The sequence below is a fragment of the Mycetocola sp. Y719 genome (genome assembly GCF_056713205.1).
Map to the genome: position 1 here is coordinate 1 of NZ_JBWYGY010000001.1, position 22,488 is coordinate 22,488.

Below are 22,488 nucleotides of genomic sequence, written 5' to 3' on the forward strand. Positions count from 1 at the left end.
TTCGGCGGCCATAGCAAGAGGGAAACGCCCGGTCACATTCCGAACCCGGAAGCTAAGACTCTTTGCGCCGATGGTACTGCAGGGGGGACCCTGTGGGAGAGTAGGACACCGCCGGACTTAACTTAGTAAAATGGCCACCCAGTACTGGGTGGCCATTTTGCGTTTAACACCTGAATGATTTTCAACACAATAGGGAGTACCACGATGTCGGATTCTGCGAACGATAAGGACAAACGTCCGGATCGCAGCTCGAACGACCGCCAGGGGAGCGCACCGAAGCGCTCGGATGGCGGCTCCGGCAAGGGGTACTCCAAAGACCGCTCATCGGGTGCCAGGGATTCTGCGCCGCGGGGCGAAAAGCCGCGCTACGGCGCCGGTCGTGACGACAAGCCGCGCACAGGGGATCGTCCGGCCTACGGTGACAAGCCGCGCTATGGAGCGGGCCGGGATGACAAGCCGCGCACAGGTGGTGCCGGCCGCGACGGCAAGCCCCGTACGGGTGATCGTCCGTCGTACGGTGACAAGCCGCGTACCGGCGATCGTCCTGCCTACGGCGACAAGCCTCGCTATGGCGCCGGTGACAAGCCACGCTCTGGAGACCGTCCGTCGTATGGTGACAAGCCGCGCTCGGGTGACCGCCCCTCCTACGGTGACAAGCCGCGCACCGGTGGCACAGGCCGTGACGGCAAGCCCCGCACGGGAGACCGTCCGTCGTACGGTGACAAGCCCCGCACGGGAGACCGTCCGTCGTACGGTGACAAGCCCCGCTACGGCGACAAGCCGCGCAGCGACCGTCCCGCAGGCGGAGACAAGCCGCGGTTCGGCAGCGACCGTCCCCGTTCCGACCGTCCTCGTTCCGATGCTCCGCGTTCCGACCGTCCTCGTTCGGACGCTTCGCGCTCCGACCGTCCGCGCAGCGACCGTCCCGCCCGCGACGGCGACAAGCTGTGGACCCGCGGCGGTGCACCCGCACGTGGTGACCGTGATGCCTACCGCGAAGAGGAAGAGGTCACCGAGGAGCAGCGCATGCAGCGCGAGCTCCGCATGGTCCGCGCCCAGCATGACGACCCGGACATCCCGGTCTCCGTCACGGCAAACGACCTCGACCGCGTCGCCCGCAACGAGCTCAAGACACTGACGACGGACAACGCCGAGCGGGTCGCGCGTCACCTGGCGATGGCAGCCATGCTCATCGAAGAGGACCCGACCCTCGCTCACCAGCACGCCCTTTCAGCAGCCCGCAGGGCCGGCCGCATCGGCGTGGTGCGCGAGACCCTGGCCATCACCGCCTACGAGATCGGTGACTACGCACTGGCGCTTCGCGAACTGCGTACCCACCGTCGCATCACCGGTTCGAACGACCAGCTGCCGCTGATGGTCGACAGCGAACGAGGCGTCGGTCGCCCTGAACGGGCGCTCGAACTCGGGCGCACCGTCGACCGCGCGACTCTGTCGCCGTCTGTGCGCGTCGCCCTCTCGATCGCGATGTCGGGCGCGCGCCTCGATCTCGGCCAGCCCGAACTCGCCCTCGCGGAACTGCAGGTGCCCGAACTCAACCCTGACCGGGCCTTCGAATGGAGCCCTGAGCTCTTCGCCGCAGAAGCAGAAGTCCTCGAAGAACTCGGCCGAGCCGACGAAGCTGCCGTGTGGCGGAAGCGTTCCGACGTCGCCGCCGCCGCGCTGGCGGAACGGTCAGGTGAGAACGAAGCCGAGACGATGGAGGTCTTCGAGATCCTCGAGATCGACGACGAGGATGACGGCACCGATGTCGACGCCGAAGACGTCGATGGCGAGCATGTCGATCTCGACCACGCGGATGCCGCGTCCGATGTCGACGCCGACGACACCGTCGTGGACGTTTCCGATGACGACACCGACGTGGACGTGACCGACGACGCGACGGATACCTCGCCCGCCGATGAGGAGCCGCTCGATGACGCCGCTTCTGACCAGGAGAAGTAAGGCGTCGACGCCGCTCGACGGCGTCGACGTGCTGCTCGCCGACCTCGACGGCGTCGTATACGCCGGAGCGCATGCGATCCCGCACGCCATCGACAGCCTCAACCTCGCGGCGGAGAGCATCCGCGTCGGATACATCACCAACAATGCGTCGCGCACCGATGCATCCGTTGCCACGCATCTGAGCGAACTCGGGCTCACGGTGGCACCCGAAGAGGTCGTCACCAGCCCCCAGGCTGCTGTGCGCCTGCTCGCGGACTACGTGCCAGCAGGGTCGACGATCCTCGTCGTCGGTGGCGACGGGCTGGTCAACGAGCTCGTGAAAGGCGGATACGCCGTCACCCGCTCGGCCGACGACGACCCCGCCGCCGTACTGCAGGGGTTCGCTCCCGACGTGGGCTGGAAGCAGCTTGCCGAAGCCGCATATGCCCTGCACCCACGTGAAGACGGCGTCGAGATTCCGTGGATCGCGACGAACACCGACTGGACGATTCCGCAGGCCAGGGGCATCGCCCCGGGGAACGGCACCCTCGTGTCTGCGGTGCACACCGCCGTCGGCCGCCTCGCGACCGTCGCAGGCAAGCCCGAGACCCCGATCTTCGACGAGGCCACGGCTCGCTTCGACGCAGCGAAACCGCTGTTCATCGGCGACAGGCTCGACACAGACATCCTCGGTGCGAACCGTGCAGGCATCGACTCGGCACTCGTGCTGACCGGTATCGACAAGGCCAAGCACGTGCTCGCCGCAGACAAGTTCTCACGTCCGACCTACATCATCGAGGACCTCCGCCAGCTGCATGAACCGTATCCGGCGACACGGATGTCACGGAACGGCAGCGAAGCGACGGTCGGCAGTTCGGTGGTGCGGATCGAGGGCAACGACGTCGTCATCGTCCGTGACGGCGATACCGCCATCGACCTGCTTCGCGCGGCGTGTGCGGCGATCTGGGCATCCGGTCGGGCGATTTACGGCTTCAACGTTCCTGAGCGGCTGTATTCCTGACCGCGCGGGTAACCTAGGGACGTGAGCGAAGAGATGCGGGAAAACGACGACGCACTTGTGTCCCAGTTACGACTGGTCGAAGACCAGCCGCTCGATGAGCGCGCCCGCGCCTACGTGCAGCTCCACGAGGAATTGCGCACGAGACTCGAAGGCGGCGACGCGGCTTCGTCGCGATCGTGAGCGTGGAGCCCGAAGCGACCGACGGCACCCAACGCCTCGACGCAGCCCTCGTCTCTCGCGGACTCGCCCGGTCGCGCACCCTGGCGGCGCGGGTCATCGCCGACGGCCTCGTCACCGTCGACGGTCGGGCCGTCGTCAAACCGGCGGCGAAGGTCCGCGCCAACCAGGTCGTCGTGGTCGCCGGTGCCGACCACTACGTCAGCCGCGGTGCGCACAAACTGCTCGCAGCGCTCGACGCCTTCCCCGTCGACCCGGCCGACCGTGTCGCCCTCGACGCAGGCGCATCCACAGGCGGCTTCAGCCAGGTACTGCTCGAACGCGGAGCACGGACGGTCATCGCGCTCGACGTCGGGCACGGTCAGCTCTCGCCCGAGATCTCCCAGGATTCCCGCGTCGCCGTCGTGGAGGGGTTCAACGTGCGCGACGTGACCCCCGAGAGCCTGGCTGGGGCATCCGGGATCCAGGAGGCGCCCGACCTCGTCGTCGGCGACCTCTCGTTCATCTCGCTCACCCACGTTCTCGAGCCGTTGCGCCGATCGGTGCAGCCCGGCAGCGATTTCGTCCTGCTGATCAAACCTCAGTTCGAGGTCGGGCGCGGAGGAATCCGTGAGGGGATCGTCCGCGACGCCGCCCTGCGCGCCGACGCGATAGCCACTGTTCTCTGGCATGCCTGGGATCTCGGTCTCGGCACCGCCGGCCTGATCCCGTCTCCGATCGTCGGGGGCCACGGCAACCATGAATACGTCGGCTGGTTGCGCGACGCTGGCGACGGTCGCGACGGCGACGCCGCCAATCCGACAGAATGGTTGCAGAGAATCACCGAAATGGCTGGAGCGTGACCGGAATGAGCTCAGAAGCTCGCAACATCCTCGTGGTGTCGCACACCGGCCGATCCGATTCCCTCGAAGCCGCGGTGCAGGTCATCGCGCAGTTGCAGGCGGCAGGGGCCGTGCCCGTGCTCCGGCGCGACGAGCGCGACGAGATCCACGCAGCCGGATCACCGCTCGGCCACGTGGCCATCCTGCATGAGACCGTCGAACCGGCCGACCTCGAGCTCGTCATCGTGCTCGGAGGGGACGGCACCATTCTCCGCGCCGCCGAGATCGTCCGTGGTTACTCAGCGCCCATGCTCGGGGTCAACCTGGGCCACGTCGGCTTCCTGGCCGAGAGCGAACGGGACGACCTGGCCGACGCGGTGCACCGTGTGATCGCCCGCGATTACCTCGTCGAAGAGCGCATGACGCTCTCGGTCCGGGTGAAACGCGACAGTGAGGTCGTGTACGAGACCTGGGCGCTCAATGAAGCAACCGTCGAGAAAGCCAGCCGGGAACGGATGCTCGAAGTCGTCATCGAGGTCGACGGCCGCCCGCTCTCCAGCTTCGGATGCGACGGTGTCGTCGTGTCGACCCCGACAGGGTCCACCGCATATTCCTTCTCCGCAGGAGGTCCGGTCATCTGGCCGAGCGTCGAAGCGATCACCATGGTCCCGCTCAGCGCTCACGCCCTCTTCGCCCGCCCGATCGTGGTCGGTCCGGACTCGTCGCTGGCCGTCGAGGTCCTCAAGCGGACCAACGGCACCGGCGTGCTGTGGTGCGACGGTCGACGGGCCCACGATCTCGAACCGGGCGCGCGCGTCGTCGTCCGGCGCTCCTCGGTGCCCGTCCGGCTTGCCCGGCTGCACGAGAGCCCGTTCACCGACCGCCTGGTCAAGAAGTTCCACCTGCCCGTCTCCGGGTGGAGGGGTCCGGCAGCCAGTGATTGAGGAAATCGGCATCCGAGACCTCGGCGTCATCGCCGAAGCCACCCTCCCGCTCGGCTCAGGATTCACAGCCATCACCGGTGAGACCGGTGCAGGTAAGACCATGGTCGTCACCGCACTCGGCCTGCTCCTCGGCGGCCGCGCGGATTCCGGTGTCATCCGCCAGGGGAACGAGCAGACCAGTGTCGACGGCCGCTGGATCGTGCCGGCGAACGGCGCCGTCGCCGACCGTGTCCGTGAGGCCGGGGGAGATGTCGACCCGTTCGGGGACAACGCCGAGCTCACGCTCGGTCGATCCGTTCTCGCATCGGGTCGCAGCCGCGCGCAGGTCGGCGGCCGCAGCGCTCCTGTCGGTGTGCTCGCCGAACTCGGCGAACAGCTCGTCGTCGTGCACGGCCAGTCCGAGCAGGTCCGCCTCCGGTCCCAGGCCGCCCAGCGCGACGCCCTCGACCGTTTCGCCGGCGACGACCTCGCCGTGCTGCTCACCGACTACCGCTCGGTGTTCTCCCGCTATCTCACCAACGCCGCCGAGCGCGACACCCTCATCGAGGAACGTGACCGCCGCGCTGCCGAAGCCGACGACCTGAGGCTGACGATCGCCGAGATCGATACGATCGCGCCCCAGCCGGGCGAGGACGACGAACTGACTGCTCGCGCCGAACGTCTCACCAACCTCGAAGACCTCCGCATCGCCGCAAGCTTCGCCCGCGAGGCGCTGTCGGCCGAGGATTCGGATGCACCGGATGTCGTGACCTTGCTGGATGCTGCCCGCAGGCAACTCGAACGGGTCGCTTCCCACGACGCCGAACTCGGCACGCTCGGCGAGCAGATCGCCAACACGAGCTACGCCGTCTCCGAGATCGCCCTCGAACTCTCGCAGTACCTTGCAGGACTCGACACCGACGGCGCCCGCGAACTCGAGATCCTGCAGGACAGGCGTGCCGAGCTCGGCATCCTCATGCGCAAGTACGGGCCGGGGATCGACGAAGTTCTCGCCACACACGAGGCGGGCAACAGCCGCCTGCTCGAACTCGACGGAGACTCCGACCGCATCGACGACCTCACTCGCATCGTCGACGAGGATGCCGCCCTGGTCGACACCCTCGCCGTCCGCATCTCCGAAACCCGGCGCGCGGCAGCTGCACAGCTCGGGGCAGCGGTCTCGGACGAGCTCACCGCACTCGCCATGGCGGACGCCACAGTCGTGATCGAGGTGACCGACCAGCCGGAGCTCGGCCAGCACGGCCGTGACCAGGTCGTGTTCCTGCTGCAACCTCACGCGGGTGCTGAACCGCGCCCGATCTCCAAGGGAGCGTCCGGCGGCGAACTCTCGCGGGTCATGCTCGCGATCGAGGTCGTGATCGCCGGAACGGACCCTGTGCCCACCTTCGTCTTCGACGAGGTCGACGCGGGCGTCGGCGGATCGGCCGCCATCGAGATCGGCAGGAGACTCGCCCGGCTCGCCGAGACCGCGCAGGTCATCGTCGTCACCCACCTGGCCCAGGTCGCCGCATTCGCCACCAACCATCTCGCTGTCGTGAAGTCCAGTGACGGAACCGTCACGGCATCCAGTGTCCGCCAGTTGACCGGTGACGATCGCGTCGCTGAGATGGCCAGATTGCTGTCAGGACTCGCAGACAGCGACTCAGGACTCGCACACGCCGAAGAGCTGCTTTCGCTCGCACGGTCAGACCGCTCTTCTCAGGTGATAGGATAAAAGCCCGTGGTGAACATTACAGACGCGGACAATTCAAACGACACGACCAAACACATTTTTGTGACCGGTGGTGTCGTTTCTTCTTTGGGCAAGGGACTCACGGCGGCAAGCCTGGGTAACCTCCTCACGGCTCGGGGACTGCGTGTTGTCATGCAGAAACTGGACCCTTACCTCAACGTCGATCCTGGAACGATGAACCCGTTCCAGCACGGCGAAGTCTTCGTCACAGACGATGGCACCGAGACCGACCTCGACATCGGTCACTACGAGCGATTCCTCGACGTCAACCTGAGCCAGGCGGCGAACGTCACCACCGGCCAGATCTACTCGACGGTCATCGCGAAGGAACGACGCGGTGAGTACCTGGGCGACACCGTGCAGGTCATCCCGCACATCACCGACGAGATCAAGCGCCGGATGCGGCTGCAGGCGACCAACGACCCCAAACCTGATGTGATCATCACCGAGGTCGGCGGGACCGTCGGCGACATCGAGTCGCAGCCGTTCATCGAGGCGGCGCGGCAGGTCAGGCACGAGCTCGGGCGCAAGAACGTGTTCTTCGTGCACGTGTCGCTCGTGCCGTTCATGAACGCCTCTGGCGAGCAGAAGACCAAGCCCACGCAGCACTCCGTGGCCGCCCTGCGGTCGATCGGTATCCAGCCGGATGCCCTCGTGCTGCGGAGCGACCGCCCCGTCTCCGAAGGCAACAAGCGCAAGATCGCGCTCATGTGCGACGTCGACGAGGCGGCAGTGGTCAACGCTGTCGACGTGCCGAGCATCTATGACATCCCCACGATGCTCCACGACCAGGGGCTCGACGCGTACATCATCGACCTGCTCGGCCTCGAGGCCGGCGAGGTCGACTGGGCCGCGTGGTCGCCGGTGCTCAAGGCTGTGCACGAACCCAAGCACGAGGTCACGATCGGACTCGTCGGCAAGTACATCGACCTGCCTGACGCCTACCTGTCGGTCACCGAAGCGCTGCGCGCCGGCGGATTCGCGCACGAGACCAAGGTCAAACTGCAGTGGATCCCCTCCGACGAGTGCGAGACCCCTGACGGTGCGTCGAAGGCGCTCAGCGAACTCGACGGCATCTGCGTCCCAGGTGGATTCGGCATCCGCGGGATCGAAGGCAAGCTCGGAGCGCTGAAGTTCGCGCGTGACAACAACATCCCGACGCTCGGCCTCTGCCTCGGCTTGCAGTGCATGGTCATCGAATACGCCAGGAACGAAGCGGGGCTCACCGGCGCCAGCTCGTCGGAGTTCGACCCGGACACCGAATTCCCGGTCATCGCAACCATGGCCGAGCAGGTGGAGATCATCGCCGGGGGAGACCTGGGCGGAACGATGCGCCTCGGCCTGTACCCCGCGAAGCTCGACGAGGGCTCGATCACGGCCGAGCTGTACGGCTCGAACGAAATCTCGGAACGCCACCGCCACCGCTACGAGGTGAACAACAGGTACCGCGAGCAGATCGCCGAAGCCGGTATGGTCTTCTCCGGCACCAGCCCGGACGGTCAGCTCGTCGAGTTCGTGGAACTGGATCGTGCCGAGCACCCGTTCTACGTCGGAACCCAGGCCCACCCCGAGCTCCGGTCCCGCCCGAACAACGCCCACCCGCTGTTCCGTGGGCTCATCGGTGCCGCGCTCGAACGTCGTCAGGCCAGCCTGCTGTTCGACGTGAACAATGATTGACCTTCCCCTCGAGGACTCTGTCGCCGACGTCGAGATCCGCTCCAGCGAGCGGGTCTTCGACGGGGCGGTGTGGGACATCCGCCGCGACGTCTTCGCCTACAACGGCGACGACATCACGCGCGAGTACATGGACCATACCGGCGCCGTCGCGGTCTTCGCGCTCGACGACGAGGAACGGGTGCTGCTGATCAAGCAGTACAGGCACCCTGTCGGCCGTCGCGAGTGGGAGATCCCTGCCGGACTGCTCGACGTCGTCGACGAGGATCCGCTGGCCGCTGCACAGCGTGAGCTCGCTGAGGAGGCCGACATCCTCGCCACCGACTGGGCCGTGCTCGGCGAGTTCTACACCAGTCCAGGCGGCAGCGACGAGGCGATCAGGATCTACCTCGCCCGCGGACTCTCCGCTGCGGACGAATCCTTCGACCGCACCGACGAGGAAGCAGACATGGAACTGCGCTGGGTTCCGCTCGCCGACCTCGTCGACGCCGTCCTCGACCGGCGGTTGCAGAACCCGTCCCTCGTCATCGGAACCCTTGCCGCACACGTGGCACGGGAACGGGGATGGCAGACTCTCGCGGCGGCGGACGCCCCGTGGCCGCGGCATCCGAAACTCGGCACACCGGCGCGCTGACATGCCGCTCGCGCGCGACCTCGACCAGTACCTGCGGCACGTCTCGATCGAACGGGGCCTGGCGTCGAACACGGTGGCCGCGTACCGCCGTGACCTCGACGGCTACGTGGAGTGGCTGGGCGCGCGCGGCGTCGGTGAGATCCGTGACGTGACGCAGCAGCAGGTGTCCGAGTACGTGCGCGAACTGGGCAGCCGCGAGGTCGCCCCGCTGACCGCCTCGTCGCTCGCCAGGGTGCTGTCGTCGGTGAGAGGGCTTCACCGGTTCCTGCTCGAAGAAGGAGCGATCGAGACCGACGTCGCCCGCGAGGTGAAACCGCCGAAGCTGCCGAGCCGGCTGCCCAAGGCGCTGAGCGTCGACCAGGTGACCGCGCTGCTGGATGCCGTCTCCGGCGACGATGTGCAGGCTCTCCGGGACCGCGCCCTGCTCGAACTGCTCTATGCGACGGGCGCCCGCGTGACCGAAGCGGTGTCGCTCAACGTCGACGACGTGTTCGACGAGGACATCGTCCGGCTCCGCGGCAAGGGCGACAAGGAACGGATCGTGCCGCTCGGACGGTTCGCCCGCGACGCACTCGATGCCTACCTGGTGCGTGCCCGGCCGGTGTTCTCGGTGAGGGGAACGGCGACACCTGCGCTGTTCGTCGGCATCCGCGGGCAGAGGGTGTCGAGGCAGAACGCGTGGCTCATCATCCGTTCCGCCGCTGAACGTGCCGGCCTGGCCGCACACGTGTCTCCGCACACGCTGCGTCACTCGTTCGCCACGCACCTGCTGCAGGGCGGGGCGGATGTCCGCGTCGTGCAGGAACTGCTCGGGCATTCGTCCGTGGCCACGACGCAGATCTACACGATGGTCACGGCAGACACGCTCCGCGACATGTACACGACCGCGCACCCGCGGGCCCGGTAGCCTGCGACGCGCCCGCGAGCGGATGCCCCGCCACAGCGTGGCAGCGACCGGCTTCGGGGGAGCGCCCCGTTAGAATCAGGAGCTAACACGATGAGGGACGCGACGGGAGTGAGGACGAACCAGGTGGCCACTAAAAATGAAGAGCTCTTCTCGGCGGAGACGACCATCGAAAAGAAGGGCCCGACCGGTCGCACTCTTCGTGAGTTCGCCGAACCTGCTCCGCTGAAGAGCCACGGCCCCGCCCGCATCATCTCGCTGTGCAACCAGAAGGGTGGCGTCGGCAAGACCACGACCACCATCAGTCTGGGGGCCGCCCTCGCCGACTACGGCCGCCGCGTGCTGTGCATCGACTTCGATCCGCAGGGCGCCCTGTCCGCCGGCCTCGGCGTGAACACCCACGACGCGCTGACGATCTACGACCTGCTGCTCTCGAACAAGCACCAGCCGTCAGACGCGATCCAGCACACCTCCGTCGACGGTCTCGACATCATCCCGGCGAACATCGACCTGTCCGCCGCCGAAGTCCACCTCGTCAACGAGGTCGCACGGGAGCAGATCCTCGCGCGCGTGCTCCGCAAGGTCGGGGGAGACTACGACGTCATCCTCATCGACTGCCAGCCGTCGCTCGGTCTCCTCACCGTCAACGCACTCACCGCCAGCCACGGCGTCCTCATCCCGCTCGAGTGCGAGTTCTTCGCCCTTCGCGGCGTCGCCCTGCTGATCGAGACCATCGAGAAGGTCAAGGACCGGCTCAACCCGGCGATCGAACTCGACGGCATCCTCGCGACGATGTTCGACTCCCGCACCCTGCACTCCCGCGAGGTCCTCGAGCGCGTCGTCGACGCCTTCGGAGACGACGTCCTCGAGACGGTCATCGGCCGCACGGTGAAATTCCCGGATGCCAGCGTCGCCGGCAGCCCGATCACCGAGTTCGCTCCCGAGCACGCGTCGGCCAAGGCCTACCGCCAGCTCGCACGGGAGCTGGTAGCCCGTGGCGCTGTCGCCTGATGCTCCGCACGCCGTAGACGGCACGACCCCGGCAGCACCGGTCGGGTTCCAGGTCGCTCTCGGCAACTTCGAGGGACCGTTCGACCTGCTGCTCTCGCTGATCAGCAAGCACGAGCTCGACATCACCGAGATCTCGCTCTCGAAGGTGACGAACGAGTTCATCGCCTACCTGTCCGGCGTCGACTCCGCCGCAGAGCTCGACCAGGCCAGCGAGTTCCTCGTCGTCGCAGCCACCCTCCTCGACCTCAAGGTCGCCGGTCTCCTTCCGCAGGGCGAACTCGTCGATGCTGAAGACGTCGCCCTCCTCGAAGCCCGTGACCTCCTCTTCGCACGACTGCTGCAGTACCGGGCGTTCAAGGAGGCTTCCACCTGGTTCGCCGGCCACCTCGACGCCGAAGCCAGCAGGCATCCGCGATCGGTGAGACTCGAGGACAAGTTCCGCGCCCGCACCCCCGAACTCGTCTGGACCCTCACGCTCGACGACTTCGCCGCGCTGGCCACGCTCGCGCTGACGCCGCGGGAGATCCCGGTCGTCGGCCTCGACCACCTCCACGCGCCTCTGATCAGCATCCGGGAGCAGGCGGCCCACGTGGTCGTCATGCTGCGGTCGGGCGAACCGGTGACCTTCCGCCAGCTCATCGCCGGCGCCGACCAGAAGGGCGTCGTCGTCGCCCGGTTCCTGGCAGTACTCGAGCTGTACCGTCACGCGGCCATCAGTTTCGAACAACTCGAACCGCTTGGGGAGCTCACGTTACGCTGGAGCGCCGAGAACTGGTCAGAGGACAACCTCGCCAATCTGGGAGCAGACTATGACAATTGACACAGACGCAGGCGACACAGACGCACTGGACACAGACGCACTCGACACAGCCATGACAGACACCAGCCAGGACGCCACGGATGCCACGACGGATGCCGTGACGCCCGCCAGGCAGGCGCCCCCGGTCGACATCGACAGGGCCGTCGAAGCCATCCTGATGATCGCTGACGAGCCGCAGAGCCTCGTCAGCCTCGCCACGGCGCTCCGCCGCCCGGTGAAAGCGGTTCACGAAGCCATCAACCGCCTCGTCGCCGACTACGACGGCCTCGACGGCACGGTGCAGCGCGGCTTCGAACTGCGCGAGGTCGGCGGAGGCTGGCGGTTCTACGTCCGCGCCGAATACGACGAGGCGGTGGCCGACTTCGTCACATCGGAGAACCCCAGCCGACTCTCACAGGCCGCACTCGAGACCCTCGCGGTGATCGCATACAAGCAGCCGATCACCCGCGGTTCCATCGCAGCCATCAGGGCAGTGAACGTCGACTCCGTCGTGCGCACCCTTGCCGGTCGCGGCCTCATCACCGAGTTGTTCAGCGACAGCGAGACCGGCGCGATCAACTACGGCACCACCCCGCTGATGCTGCAACAGCTCGGCATCAACTCGCTCGACGAGCTCCCCCCGATCTCCCCCCTGCTCGCCGACGGCTCCGAAGGATTTGACAGTGACTTCCGATAACACCGGGACCCCGGAACACGACCCGTACGCCCCCGAGGGGGTGCGGCTGCAGAAGGTCCTCGCCGCAGCAGGCGTCGCCTCCCGCCGGGTCTCCGAGCAGTACATCACCGAGGGCCGGGTGCGCGTCAACGGCCAGGTCGTCAAGGAGCTCGGCCGACGGATCGATCCGGAGACCGACCAGGTCGAAGTCAACGGCACGGCGGTGCAGCTCGACACCACGAAACGGTACGTCGTGCTCAACAAACCGGTCGGCGTCGTCAGCACCATGGCTGACGAACGCGGCCGACCCGACCTCACCCAGTTCACGAAGGACTACGAGGAACGACTGTTCAACGTCGGCCGTCTCGACGCCGAAACCAGCGGACTGCTCATCCTCACCAACGACGGCGACCTCGCCCACGTCCTCGCTCACCCGTCGTTCGGGGTCACGAAGACCTACATCGCCAAGGTGAACGGCAAGGTCACGGCGCAGACGATCCAGAAGCTCAGCCGCGGTGTCGAACTCGACGACGGGGTCATCGCTGCAGACAAGGCACGCCTGCTCGACGGCCGCACGTCGGCGAACGGCGACGAGACGAGCATCGTCGAGATCACACTGCATTCGGGCAAGAACCGCATCGTGCGGCGGATGCTCGCCGCCGTCGGCCACCCGGTGCAGGAGCTCGTCCGCCGCCAGTTCGGCCCCGTCAACCTCGGCACCCTCCGGGCCGGCCACACGCGCGACCTGACTAAGGTGGAACTCGGCGAACTGCTGACCATCTCGCGGCAGACGCAGCTGAAGATCAGCACCGACTCCGGCCAGGATGCTGCCGGAGAGACTGCCGAGTAGAAAGATCCCCGTGAACGACACCCCGGAGCGCCGCCCGAACGCCGCCCGACTCACCGGACATGTCCGCGTCGTCGGCGCCGGCCTGCTCGGCGCAAGCGTCGGCCTCGCCCTGAAGGCCCAGGGGATCGACGTGTCGCTGTCTGACGCGTCACCGGCCCAGCTCCGGCTCGCTGTCGACTACGGGGCAGGACGCCCCGAACGTGAGGGCGACGACCCGAGCATCGTCGTCGTCAGTGTGCCCCCGGATGTCACGGCATCCGTCATCGAGGCGGAGCTCGCCCGCTTCCCGCACGCCGTCGTCACGGACGTCGCCAGCGTCAAGCTCGAGCCGTTCCGCACGCTCACCGAGCGTGGCTTGGACCTCACCAGGTACATCGGCTCGCACCCGCTGGCCGGGCGTGAACGCGGGGGAGCGATCTCCGCCCGCGCCGACCTCTTCCTCGGCCGCCCCTGGGTGATCTGCCGCGACGAAGAGACCCCGGCAGACGCGCTCGCCCTGATCGAAGACCTCGCGCTCGACCTCGGCGCCTCGCCGATCGAGATGACCCCCGAAGAGCACGACCGCTCCGTCGGACTCGTCTCCCACGTGCCCCAGCTCGTCGCCAGCCTCCTCGCCAAGCGACTGGTCAGCGCCCCTGACTCCGCCGTCCGGCTCACAGGGCAGGGCCTCCGCGACACCACCAGGATCGCCGCGAGCGCCCCGGAACTGTGGGTGCAGATCCTCGGCTCGAACGCCGGACCGGTCGTCGAAGTGCTCGATCAGTTCGCCGCCGACCTCGCGAAGGTCACCGATGCCCTGCGCGATCCTGAGGCTCCCGGGTCCCGCCGTGCTCTCGCAGACGCCATCGCCGCAGGCAACACGGGCGTCGCCCGCCTGCCGGGGAAGCACGGCCAGGACCGCCGCTACGCCTCCATCGTCGTCATGGTCGACGACAAGCCAGGGCAACTCGGCCTTCTCCTCACCGAACTCGGTGACATCGGGGTCAACATGGAAGACCTCCGGCTCGAGCACTCCCCGGGTGCCCAGATCGGCCTCGCCGAGATCGCCGTGCTTCCCGAAGTCCAGCAGCGCACCATCGAAGACCTCGAAGCGCGCGGCTGGCGGATTGCGAGCATCTGAATGCTGAACAGAACAGTGGTGGCCGTCGACGGACCGGCAGGGAGCGGCAAGTCGAGCGTGTCAAAGGCTGCGGCCAGGCGGCTCGGCTTCGACTACCTGGACACGGGAGCCGCCTACCGCGCCCTGTCCTGGTACGTGCTCGACTCGGGCATCGATTCGGCTGATGCCGCAGCGGTCGTCGACGCGCTCGGCGGCTTCGACTACACGATCGGCACAGACCCTGACGGGTACCACGTTCGCGTGGGGGAGACCGACGTGACCGACAGCATCCGCGAGTCCCGGGTCTCAGCCGTCGTGAGCAACATCGCGAGGGTCCCGGAGGTTCGCGCACACGTCACCGGACTGTTCCGCGACATCATCGCAGCGTCCACCGCGCCGGGGATCGTGGTCGAAGGCCGGGACATCACCACGGTCGTCGCCCCTGACGCCACAGCTCGCATTCTTCTCACAGCCACTGAAGAGGCTAGAATGTCTAGACGCTCTGCAGAACTCGCATCCGAATCGGCTTCGGAGGTTGCGAGTGCGTTGCAGAAACGTGATCGCGCAGATTCGCGCGTCGTCGACTTCATGACCGCCGCACCTGGCGTCACCACGGTCGATTCCACCACGCTGAACTTTGACGAGACCGTCGACGCCGTGCTCGATGTGATCCGTACTTCGCAGAAAACCTAGATCGACCCGGCTGCCCAGCTCGGAACCGATCGCAGAGAGAGACCGATTATGGCTGACGACTTTGAAGACACCGCCGAGCTGGACGACCAGCTCGCCGAGCGGCTCGGAGACCCCGACGAGGACCTCGCGCACCGCCGCGCCGAAGCGCTCCGCGCCGGACTCGCCGACTACGACCTCGGCGACGAAGACCTCGAGATCCTCGAGTCCGTCACAGACGACCCCGACGCGATCCACTACCTCCCGGCGCTCCCGGTGCTCGCCATCGTCGGTCGCCCGAACGTCGGCAAGTCCGCGCTCGTGAACCGGATCCTCGGCCGCCGTGAGGCTGTCGTCGAGGACACCCCAGGCGTAACCCGCGACCGGGTCAAGTACAAGGCCGAGTGGAACGAACGCCAGTTCACCCTCGTCGACACCGGTGGCTGGGAACCAGACGCCAAGGGCATCGACGCCTCCGTCGCCGCCCAGGCCGAAGTCGCCATCGACCTGTCCGACGCAGTCCTCTTCGTCGTCGACGCCAACGTCGGCGCCACGGCGACCGACGAGCAGGTCGTCCGGATGCTCCGCAAGATGGACAAGCCGGTCTTCCTCGTCGCCAACAAGGTCGACGACGTGCGCCAGGAGCCGAACGCCGCATCCCTGTGGTCGCTCGGCCTCGGCGAGCCGTACCCGGTCTCCGCACTCCACGGTCGCAACGTCGCCGACCTGCTCGACCTCATCATGACCAAGCTCCCCAAGGTCTCCGCCGTCGCCAAGGAAGAAGTCGGCGGACCCCGCCGGGTCGCCATCCTCGGCCGGCCGAACGTTGGCAAGTCGAGCCTGCTCAACAAGGCCGCCGGTGAGGAACGCGTCGTCGTCAACGAGCTCGCTGGAACCACCCGTGACCCGGTCGACGAGCAGGTCGAGATCGCGGGCAAGGTGTGGCGATTCGTCGACACCGCCGGCATCCGTCGTCGCGTGCACCTGCAGCAGGGTGCGGACTTCTACGCCACGCTGCGCACCAGCGCAGCGCTGGAGAAGGCCGAAGTCGCCGTCGTCATGCTCGACGTCTCCGAGCCGATCAGCGAGCAGGACGTTCGCATCATCGACCTCGTGCTCGAGTCCGGTCGCGCCCTCGTGCTCGCGTTCAACAAGTGGGACCTCCTCGACGACGAACGTCGCCGCTACCTCGAGCGGGAGATCGAGCAGGACCTGGCGCACGTCGCCTGGGCTCCTCGCGTCAACATCTCCGCCCGCACCGGCCGGCACATGGAGAAGCTCGTCCCCGCCCTCGAGCTCGCACTCGAGTCGTGGGACACCCGCATCCCGACCGGCAAGTTCAACGCGTTCCTCGCCGAACTCACCGCCGAGCACCCGCACCCCGTCCGCGGTGGCAAGCAGCCGCGTGTGCTCTTCGGCACGCAGGCCTCGAGCCGCCCGCCGACATTCGTGCTGTTCACCACCGGCTTCCTCGACCCCGGCTACCGTCGCTACATCACGCGTCGCCTCCGGGAGATCTACGGATTCGAAGGAACCCCGGTGAACGTCAACATGCGCGTGCGCGAGAAGCGCAAGCGCACGTAATCCGGACGTGGTCGCGGCGCGGCTCGTGAGAAGCTGAACAGGTGACTTCCGAGTTCGTGCCGCCACACCCGAGAAACCCGGGCGATGCCTGGGTGTTCGCCGACGACGGTTCCAAGTACTGGGGCCGATTCGGCGCCGCTGGGCTGCTCGCGATCGACCCTGAACGTGGGGTCCTGCTTCAGCACCGTGCCCTGTGGAGCCACTTCGGCGGGACATGGGGCTTGCCAGGCGGGGCCAGACACGCGGGCGAAAACGCCGTCGACGGCGCCATCCGCGAGGCCAGTGAAGAGGCGGCCGTGCCGACGGATGCCATCCGCCCGCGATTCAGCCACACCCTCGACCTCGACGTGTGGTCATACGTCACGCTCGTGGCCGATGTCATCGCCCCCTTCGATCCGCACATCGCCGATCCGGAGAGCCTCGAGGTCCGCTGGGTGCCGCTGGACGAGATCGACGCGTTGCCGCTCCACCCCGGGTTCGGCGCGCGCTGGCCTGACCTCCGACGTGACCTCGACCGCCGCCCTGTCATCGTCGTCGACATGGCGAACGTCGTCGGTTCCCGCCCGAACGGCTGGTGGAAGGACCGCGCAGGTGCTGCTCTCCGACTCGGCGATCAGCTTGACCGCGTCGCCGTGCACGGAGTCCCTGCCGCTGAGCTGGGGCTCGGACAGACCCACTGGTGGCCCGAGATCGTCGCCGTGCTCGAAGGCCAGGCGAACGACGCCGCCCTGGACGACAGCGACCGCGTTCGCGTGGTGAGAGCCGAGCGTGACGGAGACCAGCGGATCGTCGACGAGGTGAGCCATCTTGTCGCAGAGCCGGCAGCATCCGTCACCGTCGTGACCAGCGACCGCGGACTTCGGGAACGGGTCGAAACGCTCGGAGCGCAGACCCGCGGCGCCGGCTGGCTCCTCGACCAGATCGTCGGTGACGCGCCGGCCTGACCCTCGCCGCATCGAGCGCTGCACCTTCTGTCGAGCGCTGTAGTTGCAACTGTGGCGCTCGAAAGAAACTGCAGCGGTCGGCGCTTCCAACCGTGATCCGTCGGCCCCGACGCGAGAGCCGCACGGACTCGTAAGCTGGTCGGATGCGCACCTTTCCTGTGATCCTCGACGTCGACACGGGTGTCGATGACGCCCTCGCCCTGCTTTTCGCGGTCAAACATCCGTCGATCGAGATTCTCGCGATCACCTGCGTGGCAGGCAATGCGCCGCTGCCGCAGGTGATCGACAACACGCTTCGCATCCTTGACGCGGCGGAAGCCCCTGAGATCCCGGTCGCAGGGGGAGCGCTCCGCCCGCTGCTCGCGGCGGCGCGTTCGGCGTCGCACGTTCACGGTGAAGACGGCCTCGGCGGCATCACCCTGCCACCCACCGCTCGGGTACCCGAGCAGGTCAGTGCGGTCGAACTGATGAGGCGGACCCTGATGGAAAGCCGCGAGCGGGTCACGATCGTCGCCCTCGCACCCCAGACCAACCTCGCGTTGCTCCTGCGCACCCACCCCGAGGTCGCCGACCGGATCGAACGCATCGTTTTCATGGGCGGTTCGGCCACCATCGGCAACGCGACCGCGGTCGCCGAGTTCAACGTGTGGCACGACCCGGAGGCGGCAGCGATCGTGCTCGGCTCAGGCGTGCCGATCTTCATGTACGGGCTGGACGTGTTCAACCAGGTGTCCGTTCCGCAGGATGCCGCCGCGACGCTCGCGGACGGCGAAGACCCGCTCGGGCACGTGGTCGGTGCGCTGCTCGGCAACCGGATCGCCCTGAGCGAGGATGCGACGCTGGTCTACACCGGGCTGATCGGTGACGCCGGAGCGGTCTGTTCGCTCGTCGAGCCGGAAGCGCTGCAGGTCGAAAAGCGGCCGGTGCGGGTCGAACTGTCCGGCTACGGCCGCGGTCAGACGATCGTCGACCGCCGCCGCTACTCCGGCGAGGACGTGCTGCACGGTGAAGTCGGGGAGTGGACGGTGATCGATGTGGCGCTCGACGTCGATGCGCCGCGGTACGCGGAACTCTTCCTGGAGACGCTCGGGCTCACTCGCTGACGGGCCGGGTCAGGTCGAGCTGCATGACCGCACGGTCGGGCGAGGGGCGTGCGACCTCACTGAAGCCGTTCGCCGCGAACAGAGAAACTGTGCCGTGGTACAGCTCGGCCGATGAGACTTTGGCCCGTTTCGTCGGGTCGACCGGGTAGCCTTCCACGACACGGGCGCCGGAGCGTCGAGCGTGGTCGATGGCGCTGGCCAGGAGTGCCGTCCCGATGCCCTTCCTGCGGAAGCCGACACGCACGACGAAGCAGGTGACCGCCCACACCGTGGGGTCTCCGGCCTCCTCAGGGCTGCCCTTCACCACGGCCATCCGGTCGAGTCTGCTGTAGTTCACCCGGGGTTCGACAGCGCACCAGCCGACGGGTTCGCCGTCGAGGTAGGCGATGACGCCCGGGGCCGGATCGAGGTCACGGACCTGCTGCTTCAACAACGGCTCGCAGGTCTCCCGGCTCGCCGTCTTCCACTCAGGGTTGTTCATCTTGAAGTACTGGCACCAGCAACTGGATGGATCGCCGCGAGTGCCGAAGACAGTCTGAACGTCGACCCACGGGGCATCCGCGATCGAGACCGTCTCGAGTGTTGAGCTCGTCATGGCAGAAGCCTAGGGCCTGCCGGCGACACGCATCCAGCGGGTGGGACGGCTCGCGCCGGGCCGTCGTCGTGCGCTCAACCCTTGACTGCGCCCTGCGTGACGCCTTCCATCACCCAGCGCTGGGTGAACACGTAGACGATGACCGCTGGCGCCATGGCCATCAGGTACGAGGCAAAGGACACGTTGTAGTTGCTGCTGAACTGGGTCTGGAAAATGTTCTGCACAACCGGGATGGTCTGCTGGCTGGAGTCGGCGATGATCAGCGACGGCAGCATGAAGTCATTCCACGAAGCGAGGAAGGCGAAGATCGCAACCGTCGCACTCATCGGCGCGAGCAGCGGGAAGATCAGCTGCCAGAACGTCTGCCAGGTGGTGGCGCCATCGATGCGGGCGCTCTCCTCCAACTCGAGCGGGATCGAGCGGAGGAACGCGGTGAACAGCAGGATGCTGAACGAGAGCTGGAACATGATGTGCAGGATCGTCACCCCCACAGGGTTTGCCAGCCCGACCAGGCCGGTGAGCTGGATCTGAGGGAGCGCGATGACCGTGAACGGAATGAACATGGTCGCGAGCAGGTAGAAGAACGACCAGCGGAACAGGCGGTGCTCCCAGTTGCGCACGATCGCGTAGGAGGCGAGGGCGGCGAGGAGCACCGTGCCGACCACCGTGGCGAGTGTGATCAGGGTGGTGATGACGAAGGTCACAGGAAAGTTGGTGAGTTCCCACGCCTGGGCGAAGCCGGAGAAGTCGACCGGAGACGGGAGCGAGAGCGCATTGCCGTCGACGGACTGCGCTGACGTCTTCATCGACATCGAGATTGTGACGTACAGCGGTAGCAGAACCGTCAGGGCGCACAGAAAGAGGATGACCATGACCGGCCAGTTCGTGGTCTCCTGCCCGACTTTGCCCCGTCTGCGGCGTGTGCCCGAGCCGTTCCCGTTGCCTGCGGTGGTGGACCGAGTCGCAGGAGCCGTCGTCCTGATCTTTTCCTGCGTCATGAGAGTGCCGCCTTTCCGCGGGTGAGCCGGAGTTGGAGGATGGAGATGAGCACGGTGATGATGAAGAACATCGTCGCGTTCGCCATCTGGTAGGCGTAGTCGCCGCCGGTGAAGCCGGTGAAGATGGTCATGGCAATGCTTCGGGTCGCTGTGCCCGGTCCACCTGCGGTGAGGGCGACGATGACGTCGTACACGTTGAGATAGCCCTTGAAACCGAGGATGACGTTGATGACGACATAGCCCGCGACGAGGGGGAGGGTGACCGAACGGAGTCGAACCCAGGCGCTCGCGCCGTCGATGTCCGCGGCTTCGTAGACCTCTCCGGGGATCGAGAGCAGCCCGGCGATGTAGATCAGCAGGGCGCCGGGGATCGATTGCCATGCCGTGACGATGACGATCGCCAGCCAGGCGAGGTTCTCGTTCGCGAGGATCGACTCCTGCAGCCAGGGGATCCCGGTGACGGCGCCCAATGCGGGCAGGGAGTTCGCGAAGAGATACTTGAACACGAACGCGATGACGATGCCGGAGATGACCATCGGGATGACGAAGATCGCCCTCAGCGGAGCCTTCAGCCGGATCCGGGAGGTCAGGGCCACCGCCAGGAGGAACGCGATGACGTTGACGATGATCACCGTGACCAGCGCGAAGCCAAACGTGAAGAGGTAGCTCGAGAGGATCGCGGGATCGGAGAAGACCGCGATGTAATTGGTGAGACCGACCAGTTCCCAGTCGCCGAAGCCGATGAAATTCGTGAAGCTGTAGAAGATTCCGACGATCGCCGGAACCGCGATGGCGAGGGTGAAGAGAATGAGTGTCGGCAGGAGGAACAGGTAGTAGACCTTGTCGACCTTCGGCTTGCCCTTCCGTGTGTGCGCTCCGGCGATATGGTCGGTCTGCCCGTGCTCCGCGTTGCCGAGGAAGGCGCCGGTGGATGCAGCGGCCGGGGTGATGGGAGTCGTCATGTCGTTGTCCTCCTGGTGCTTCTGGTCATTCGCGCAGGGCCAGGCGTGCCCAGTCGGCATCGAGTCGGCTCAGCGTCCGATCGACGTCGGCACCGGTCGCAATGGCCTGTACGTAGTTGGCGGCGGGGATGCTCAGGTGGATGCGCTGTGACGCGCCGAGGTAGAAGCGACCGTCTTCGTAATACTCCTGCATGCCGAGGATGCGTTCGTCCGTGGCTGGAGCGGCGTCGGTGGTTGTGCCGAAGCCGAGGAACTCCGCGTTGTACTCGTCCATGATGTCCTGCTGCATGAGGAACGACACGAATTCTCGCGAGGCCTCCTGGGCATCGCCGATCTCCGGAACCCAGAGCGCGAGGTCGAGGTTCACCCGAACCTTGAGGTCGTCGGGGTCGTCGGTGGCCGGAAGCGGGAATGTACCGAGTTCGAGGCTGTCGTCGGTCTTGGCGATTTCGCCGAGTGCCCACGGCCCCTGCATCAGCATGGCGGCCTCGCCGTTGGCGAAAGCGACGTTGCCGTCGCCGTAGGCTCGGCTCTCTGCGTCGTCGTTCGAGTAGGCGGCAAGCTCCAGCATTTTCTCGACCGGCTCCTTGAAGTCCTTCTGGAAGGAGACGGGTGAATCGGGCCCGACCTCGGTGCCGAGTTCGTTCATCTGATCGAAGAACTCGGGGAGATCGACCGATCCACCCGCGGAGTAGTCGAACAGTCCCTGTGCGATCGTCCACGGCTCCGAGAACGTACTGTAGATCGGCGTGATCCCGGCGTCCTGCAGCGTGTCGCAGATTGCGATCAGCTCGTCCCACGTCTCAGGGACTTCGAGGCCGTTGTCTTCGAACATCTCGACGTTGTAGATGACGGATGCCGCGGCGACCGAATAGGGGAGCACACTGGTGCGTCCCGGATAGGTCGCGTACTGGTCCGCGAGTTCCTGGACGTCCGGACGGATACGGTCGGCCTCAGGCATGTCGGAGAGATCTGACAGGGCACCGCGCTCCATGAACCGCGACATCTCCATGTTGTAGTTCAGCAGGCCGACGTCGGGGGGATCGCCGCGGAGGAACCCGGCCGACAGATTCGACGCCGTGTCGAGGGTCACATGGACGTCGGATTGTTCCTCGTTGAACTGCGCCGTGAGATCGCGGAAGAACGGAATCGCCTCCGGCTTGCTCATATGGAAGGTGATCTCGGTGGGGCCCCCGCCGGCGGCCGAGCAGCCGGTGAGGGCAAGCGAGGTGCCGACGAGCGCAGCGAGTGTCATGCCGATGCGGGTGCGAAGCGATTTTCTGTGGAGCACGTCATTGTCCCCCTGTTAGGAAAATCCAGGTCCGGGGAGTTCCGCGAAACTAGATTTAG

22 protein-coding genes and 1 rRNA gene are annotated in these 22,488 nt (G+C 66.7%); 19 read left to right on the top strand and 4 right to left on the bottom strand.

The genetic code is table 11. From position 1 onward, the window contains the following. The 19 genes from rrf (at position 1) to AC1M0F_RS00095 (ending at position 18,583) form a co-directional block, all read left to right on the top strand. A 5S ribosomal RNA gene (rrf, locus tag AC1M0F_RS00005) occupies positions 1–117 on the top strand. Between the two features lie 87 nt (positions 118–204). Continuing rightward, positions 205–1,962: a primosomal protein gene (locus AC1M0F_RS00010; protein WP_480236155.1), complete on the top strand. Its 1,758-nt coding sequence runs from the start codon at positions 205–207 to the stop codon at positions 1,960–1,962. Continuing rightward, positions 1,934–2,962 carry an HAD-IIA family hydrolase gene (locus AC1M0F_RS00015; protein WP_480236156.1) on the top strand — a complete coding sequence of 343 codons (1,029 nt, stop codon included), beginning with the start codon at positions 1,934–1,936 and terminating at the stop codon, positions 2,960–2,962. The genes AC1M0F_RS00010 and AC1M0F_RS00015 overlap by 29 nt, the downstream gene beginning before the upstream one ends. Positions 2,963–2,983: 21 nt before the next feature. Then, entirely contained in the window at positions 2,984–3,142 is a 159-nt protein-coding gene (locus AC1M0F_RS00020; protein WP_480236157.1) for a hypothetical protein, read from the top strand. Continuing rightward, complete coding sequence (locus tag AC1M0F_RS00025; RefSeq protein WP_480236158.1) at positions 3,139–3,981, top strand: TlyA family RNA methyltransferase; 843 nt, start codon at positions 3,139–3,141, stop codon at positions 3,979–3,981. Before AC1M0F_RS00020 ends, AC1M0F_RS00025 begins: the two co-directional genes overlap by 4 nt. Positions 3,982–3,986: 5 nt before the next feature. Continuing rightward, the gene (locus AC1M0F_RS00030; protein WP_480236159.1) at positions 3,987–4,904 is read left to right on the top strand and encodes an NAD kinase; all 918 of its coding nucleotides are present in this window, start codon (positions 3,987–3,989) and stop codon (positions 4,902–4,904) included. Then, entirely contained in the window at positions 4,897–6,618 is a 1,722-nt protein-coding gene (recN, locus tag AC1M0F_RS00035) for a DNA repair protein RecN (protein ID WP_480236160.1), read from the top strand. Before AC1M0F_RS00030 ends, recN begins: the two co-directional genes overlap by 8 nt. A 6-nt stretch (positions 6,619–6,624) precedes the next feature. Then, positions 6,625–8,313 (top strand): CTP synthase, encoded by a 1,689-nt coding sequence (locus AC1M0F_RS00040; protein WP_480236161.1) that lies wholly within the window; start codon positions 6,625–6,627, stop codon positions 8,311–8,313. Further along, complete coding sequence (locus tag AC1M0F_RS00045) at positions 8,306–8,944, top strand: NUDIX domain-containing protein (protein ID WP_480236162.1); 639 nt, start codon at positions 8,306–8,308, stop codon at positions 8,942–8,944. The genes AC1M0F_RS00040 and AC1M0F_RS00045 overlap by 8 nt, the downstream gene beginning before the upstream one ends. Position 8,945: 1 nt before the next feature. Continuing rightward, a complete protein-coding gene (xerD, locus tag AC1M0F_RS00050) occupies positions 8,946–9,851 on the top strand; it encodes a site-specific tyrosine recombinase XerD (RefSeq protein WP_480236163.1) in 906 nt (301 codons plus the stop codon). A gap of 123 nt (positions 9,852–9,974) precedes the next feature. Then, entirely contained in the window at positions 9,975–10,859 is an 885-nt protein-coding gene (locus tag AC1M0F_RS00055) for a ParA family protein (protein ID WP_480236164.1), read from the top strand. Further along, positions 10,843–11,679, top strand: coding sequence for a segregation and condensation protein A (locus tag AC1M0F_RS00060; protein ID WP_480236165.1), 837 nt, complete (start codon positions 10,843–10,845; stop codon positions 11,677–11,679). The genes AC1M0F_RS00055 and AC1M0F_RS00060 overlap by 17 nt, the downstream gene beginning before the upstream one ends. Before the next feature lie 52 nt (positions 11,680–11,731). Then, the gene (scpB, locus tag AC1M0F_RS00065; protein ID WP_480237329.1) at positions 11,732–12,355 is read left to right on the top strand and encodes an SMC-Scp complex subunit ScpB; all 624 of its coding nucleotides are present in this window, start codon (positions 11,732–11,734) and stop codon (positions 12,353–12,355) included. After that, positions 12,336–13,184: a pseudouridine synthase gene (locus AC1M0F_RS00070; protein WP_480236166.1), complete on the top strand. Its 849-nt coding sequence runs from the start codon at positions 12,336–12,338 to the stop codon at positions 13,182–13,184. Before scpB ends, AC1M0F_RS00070 begins: the two co-directional genes overlap by 20 nt. A gap of 10 nt (positions 13,185–13,194) precedes the next feature. After that, a complete protein-coding gene (locus AC1M0F_RS00075; protein ID WP_480236167.1) occupies positions 13,195–14,304 on the top strand; it encodes a prephenate dehydrogenase in 1,110 nt (369 codons plus the stop codon). After that, positions 14,305–14,976 (top strand): (d)CMP kinase, encoded by a 672-nt coding sequence (gene cmk / locus AC1M0F_RS00080; protein WP_480236168.1) that lies wholly within the window; start codon positions 14,305–14,307, stop codon positions 14,974–14,976. It begins immediately after the preceding gene. A 48-nt stretch (positions 14,977–15,024) separates the two neighbouring features. After that, the gene (der, locus tag AC1M0F_RS00085; RefSeq protein ID WP_480236169.1) at positions 15,025–16,536 is read left to right on the top strand and encodes a ribosome biogenesis GTPase Der; all 1,512 of its coding nucleotides are present in this window, start codon (positions 15,025–15,027) and stop codon (positions 16,534–16,536) included. Between the two features lie 41 nt (positions 16,537–16,577). Beyond that, positions 16,578–17,480: an NUDIX domain-containing protein gene (locus AC1M0F_RS00090; protein ID WP_480236170.1), complete on the top strand. Its 903-nt coding sequence runs from the start codon at positions 16,578–16,580 to the stop codon at positions 17,478–17,480. A gap of 143 nt (positions 17,481–17,623) precedes the next feature. Then, a complete protein-coding gene (locus AC1M0F_RS00095) occupies positions 17,624–18,583 on the top strand; it encodes a nucleoside hydrolase (RefSeq protein WP_480236171.1) in 960 nt (319 codons plus the stop codon). Here AC1M0F_RS00095 and AC1M0F_RS00100 read toward each other — a convergent pair. From AC1M0F_RS00100 to AC1M0F_RS00115, 4 genes are all read right to left on the bottom strand, one after another. Beyond that, positions 18,573–19,178 carry an N-acetyltransferase family protein gene (locus AC1M0F_RS00100; protein WP_480236172.1) on the bottom strand — a complete coding sequence of 202 codons (606 nt, stop codon included), beginning with the start codon at positions 19,176–19,178 and terminating at the stop codon, positions 18,573–18,575. The genes AC1M0F_RS00095 and AC1M0F_RS00100 overlap by 11 nt on opposite strands. 74 nt (positions 19,179–19,252) lie before the next feature. Continuing rightward, complete coding sequence (locus AC1M0F_RS00105) at positions 19,253–20,176, bottom strand: carbohydrate ABC transporter permease (RefSeq protein ID WP_480236173.1); 924 nt, start codon at positions 20,174–20,176, stop codon at positions 19,253–19,255. Beyond that, on the bottom strand, positions 20,173–21,138 hold the full coding sequence (locus AC1M0F_RS00110) for a carbohydrate ABC transporter permease (protein WP_480236174.1): 966 nt from the start codon (positions 21,136–21,138) through the stop codon (positions 20,173–20,175). Before AC1M0F_RS00110 ends, AC1M0F_RS00105 begins: the two co-directional genes overlap by 4 nt. Positions 21,139–21,163: 25 nt before the next feature. Beyond that, positions 21,164–22,393, bottom strand: coding sequence for an ABC transporter substrate-binding protein (locus AC1M0F_RS00115; RefSeq protein ID WP_480237330.1), 1,230 nt, complete (start codon positions 22,391–22,393; stop codon positions 21,164–21,166). Positions 22,394–22,488: the final 95 nt, after the last annotated feature.

Bases quoted from the DNA above. Each gene is read 5' to 3' on its own strand.
- xerD (WP_480236163.1), top strand. From the start codon at position 8,946: ATGCCGCTCGCGCGCGACCTCGACCAGTACCTGCGGCACGTCTCGATC.
- AC1M0F_RS00015 (WP_480236156.1), top strand. From the start codon at position 1,934: ATGACGCCGCTTCTGACCAGGAGAAGTAAGGCGTCGACGCCGCTCGAC.
- AC1M0F_RS00030 (WP_480236159.1), top strand. From the start codon at position 3,987: ATGAGCTCAGAAGCTCGCAACATCCTCGTGGTGTCGCACACCGGCCGA.
- AC1M0F_RS00105 (WP_480236173.1), bottom strand. From the start codon at position 20,176: ATGACGCAGGAAAAGATCAGGACGACGGCTCCTGCGACTCGGTCCACC.
- scpB (WP_480237329.1), top strand. From the start codon at position 11,732: ATGACAGACACCAGCCAGGACGCCACGGATGCCACGACGGATGCCGTG.
- AC1M0F_RS00110 (WP_480236174.1), bottom strand. From the start codon at position 21,138: ATGACGACTCCCATCACCCCGGCCGCTGCATCCACCGGCGCCTTCCTC.
- AC1M0F_RS00100 (WP_480236172.1), bottom strand. From the start codon at position 19,178: ATGACGAGCTCAACACTCGAGACGGTCTCGATCGCGGATGCCCCGTGG.
- AC1M0F_RS00010 (WP_480236155.1), top strand. From the start codon at position 205: ATGTCGGATTCTGCGAACGATAAGGACAAACGTCCGGATCGCAGCTCG.
- cmk (WP_480236168.1), top strand. From the start codon at position 14,305: ATGCTGAACAGAACAGTGGTGGCCGTCGACGGACCGGCAGGGAGCGGC.
- AC1M0F_RS00115 (WP_480237330.1), bottom strand. From the start codon at position 22,393: ATGACACTCGCTGCGCTCGTCGGCACCTCGCTTGCCCTCACCGGCTGC.
- AC1M0F_RS00045 (WP_480236162.1), top strand. From the start codon at position 8,306: ATGATTGACCTTCCCCTCGAGGACTCTGTCGCCGACGTCGAGATCCGC.
- AC1M0F_RS00095 (WP_480236171.1), top strand. From the start codon at position 17,624: ATGCGCACCTTTCCTGTGATCCTCGACGTCGACACGGGTGTCGATGAC.
- der (WP_480236169.1), top strand. From the start codon at position 15,025: ATGGCTGACGACTTTGAAGACACCGCCGAGCTGGACGACCAGCTCGCC.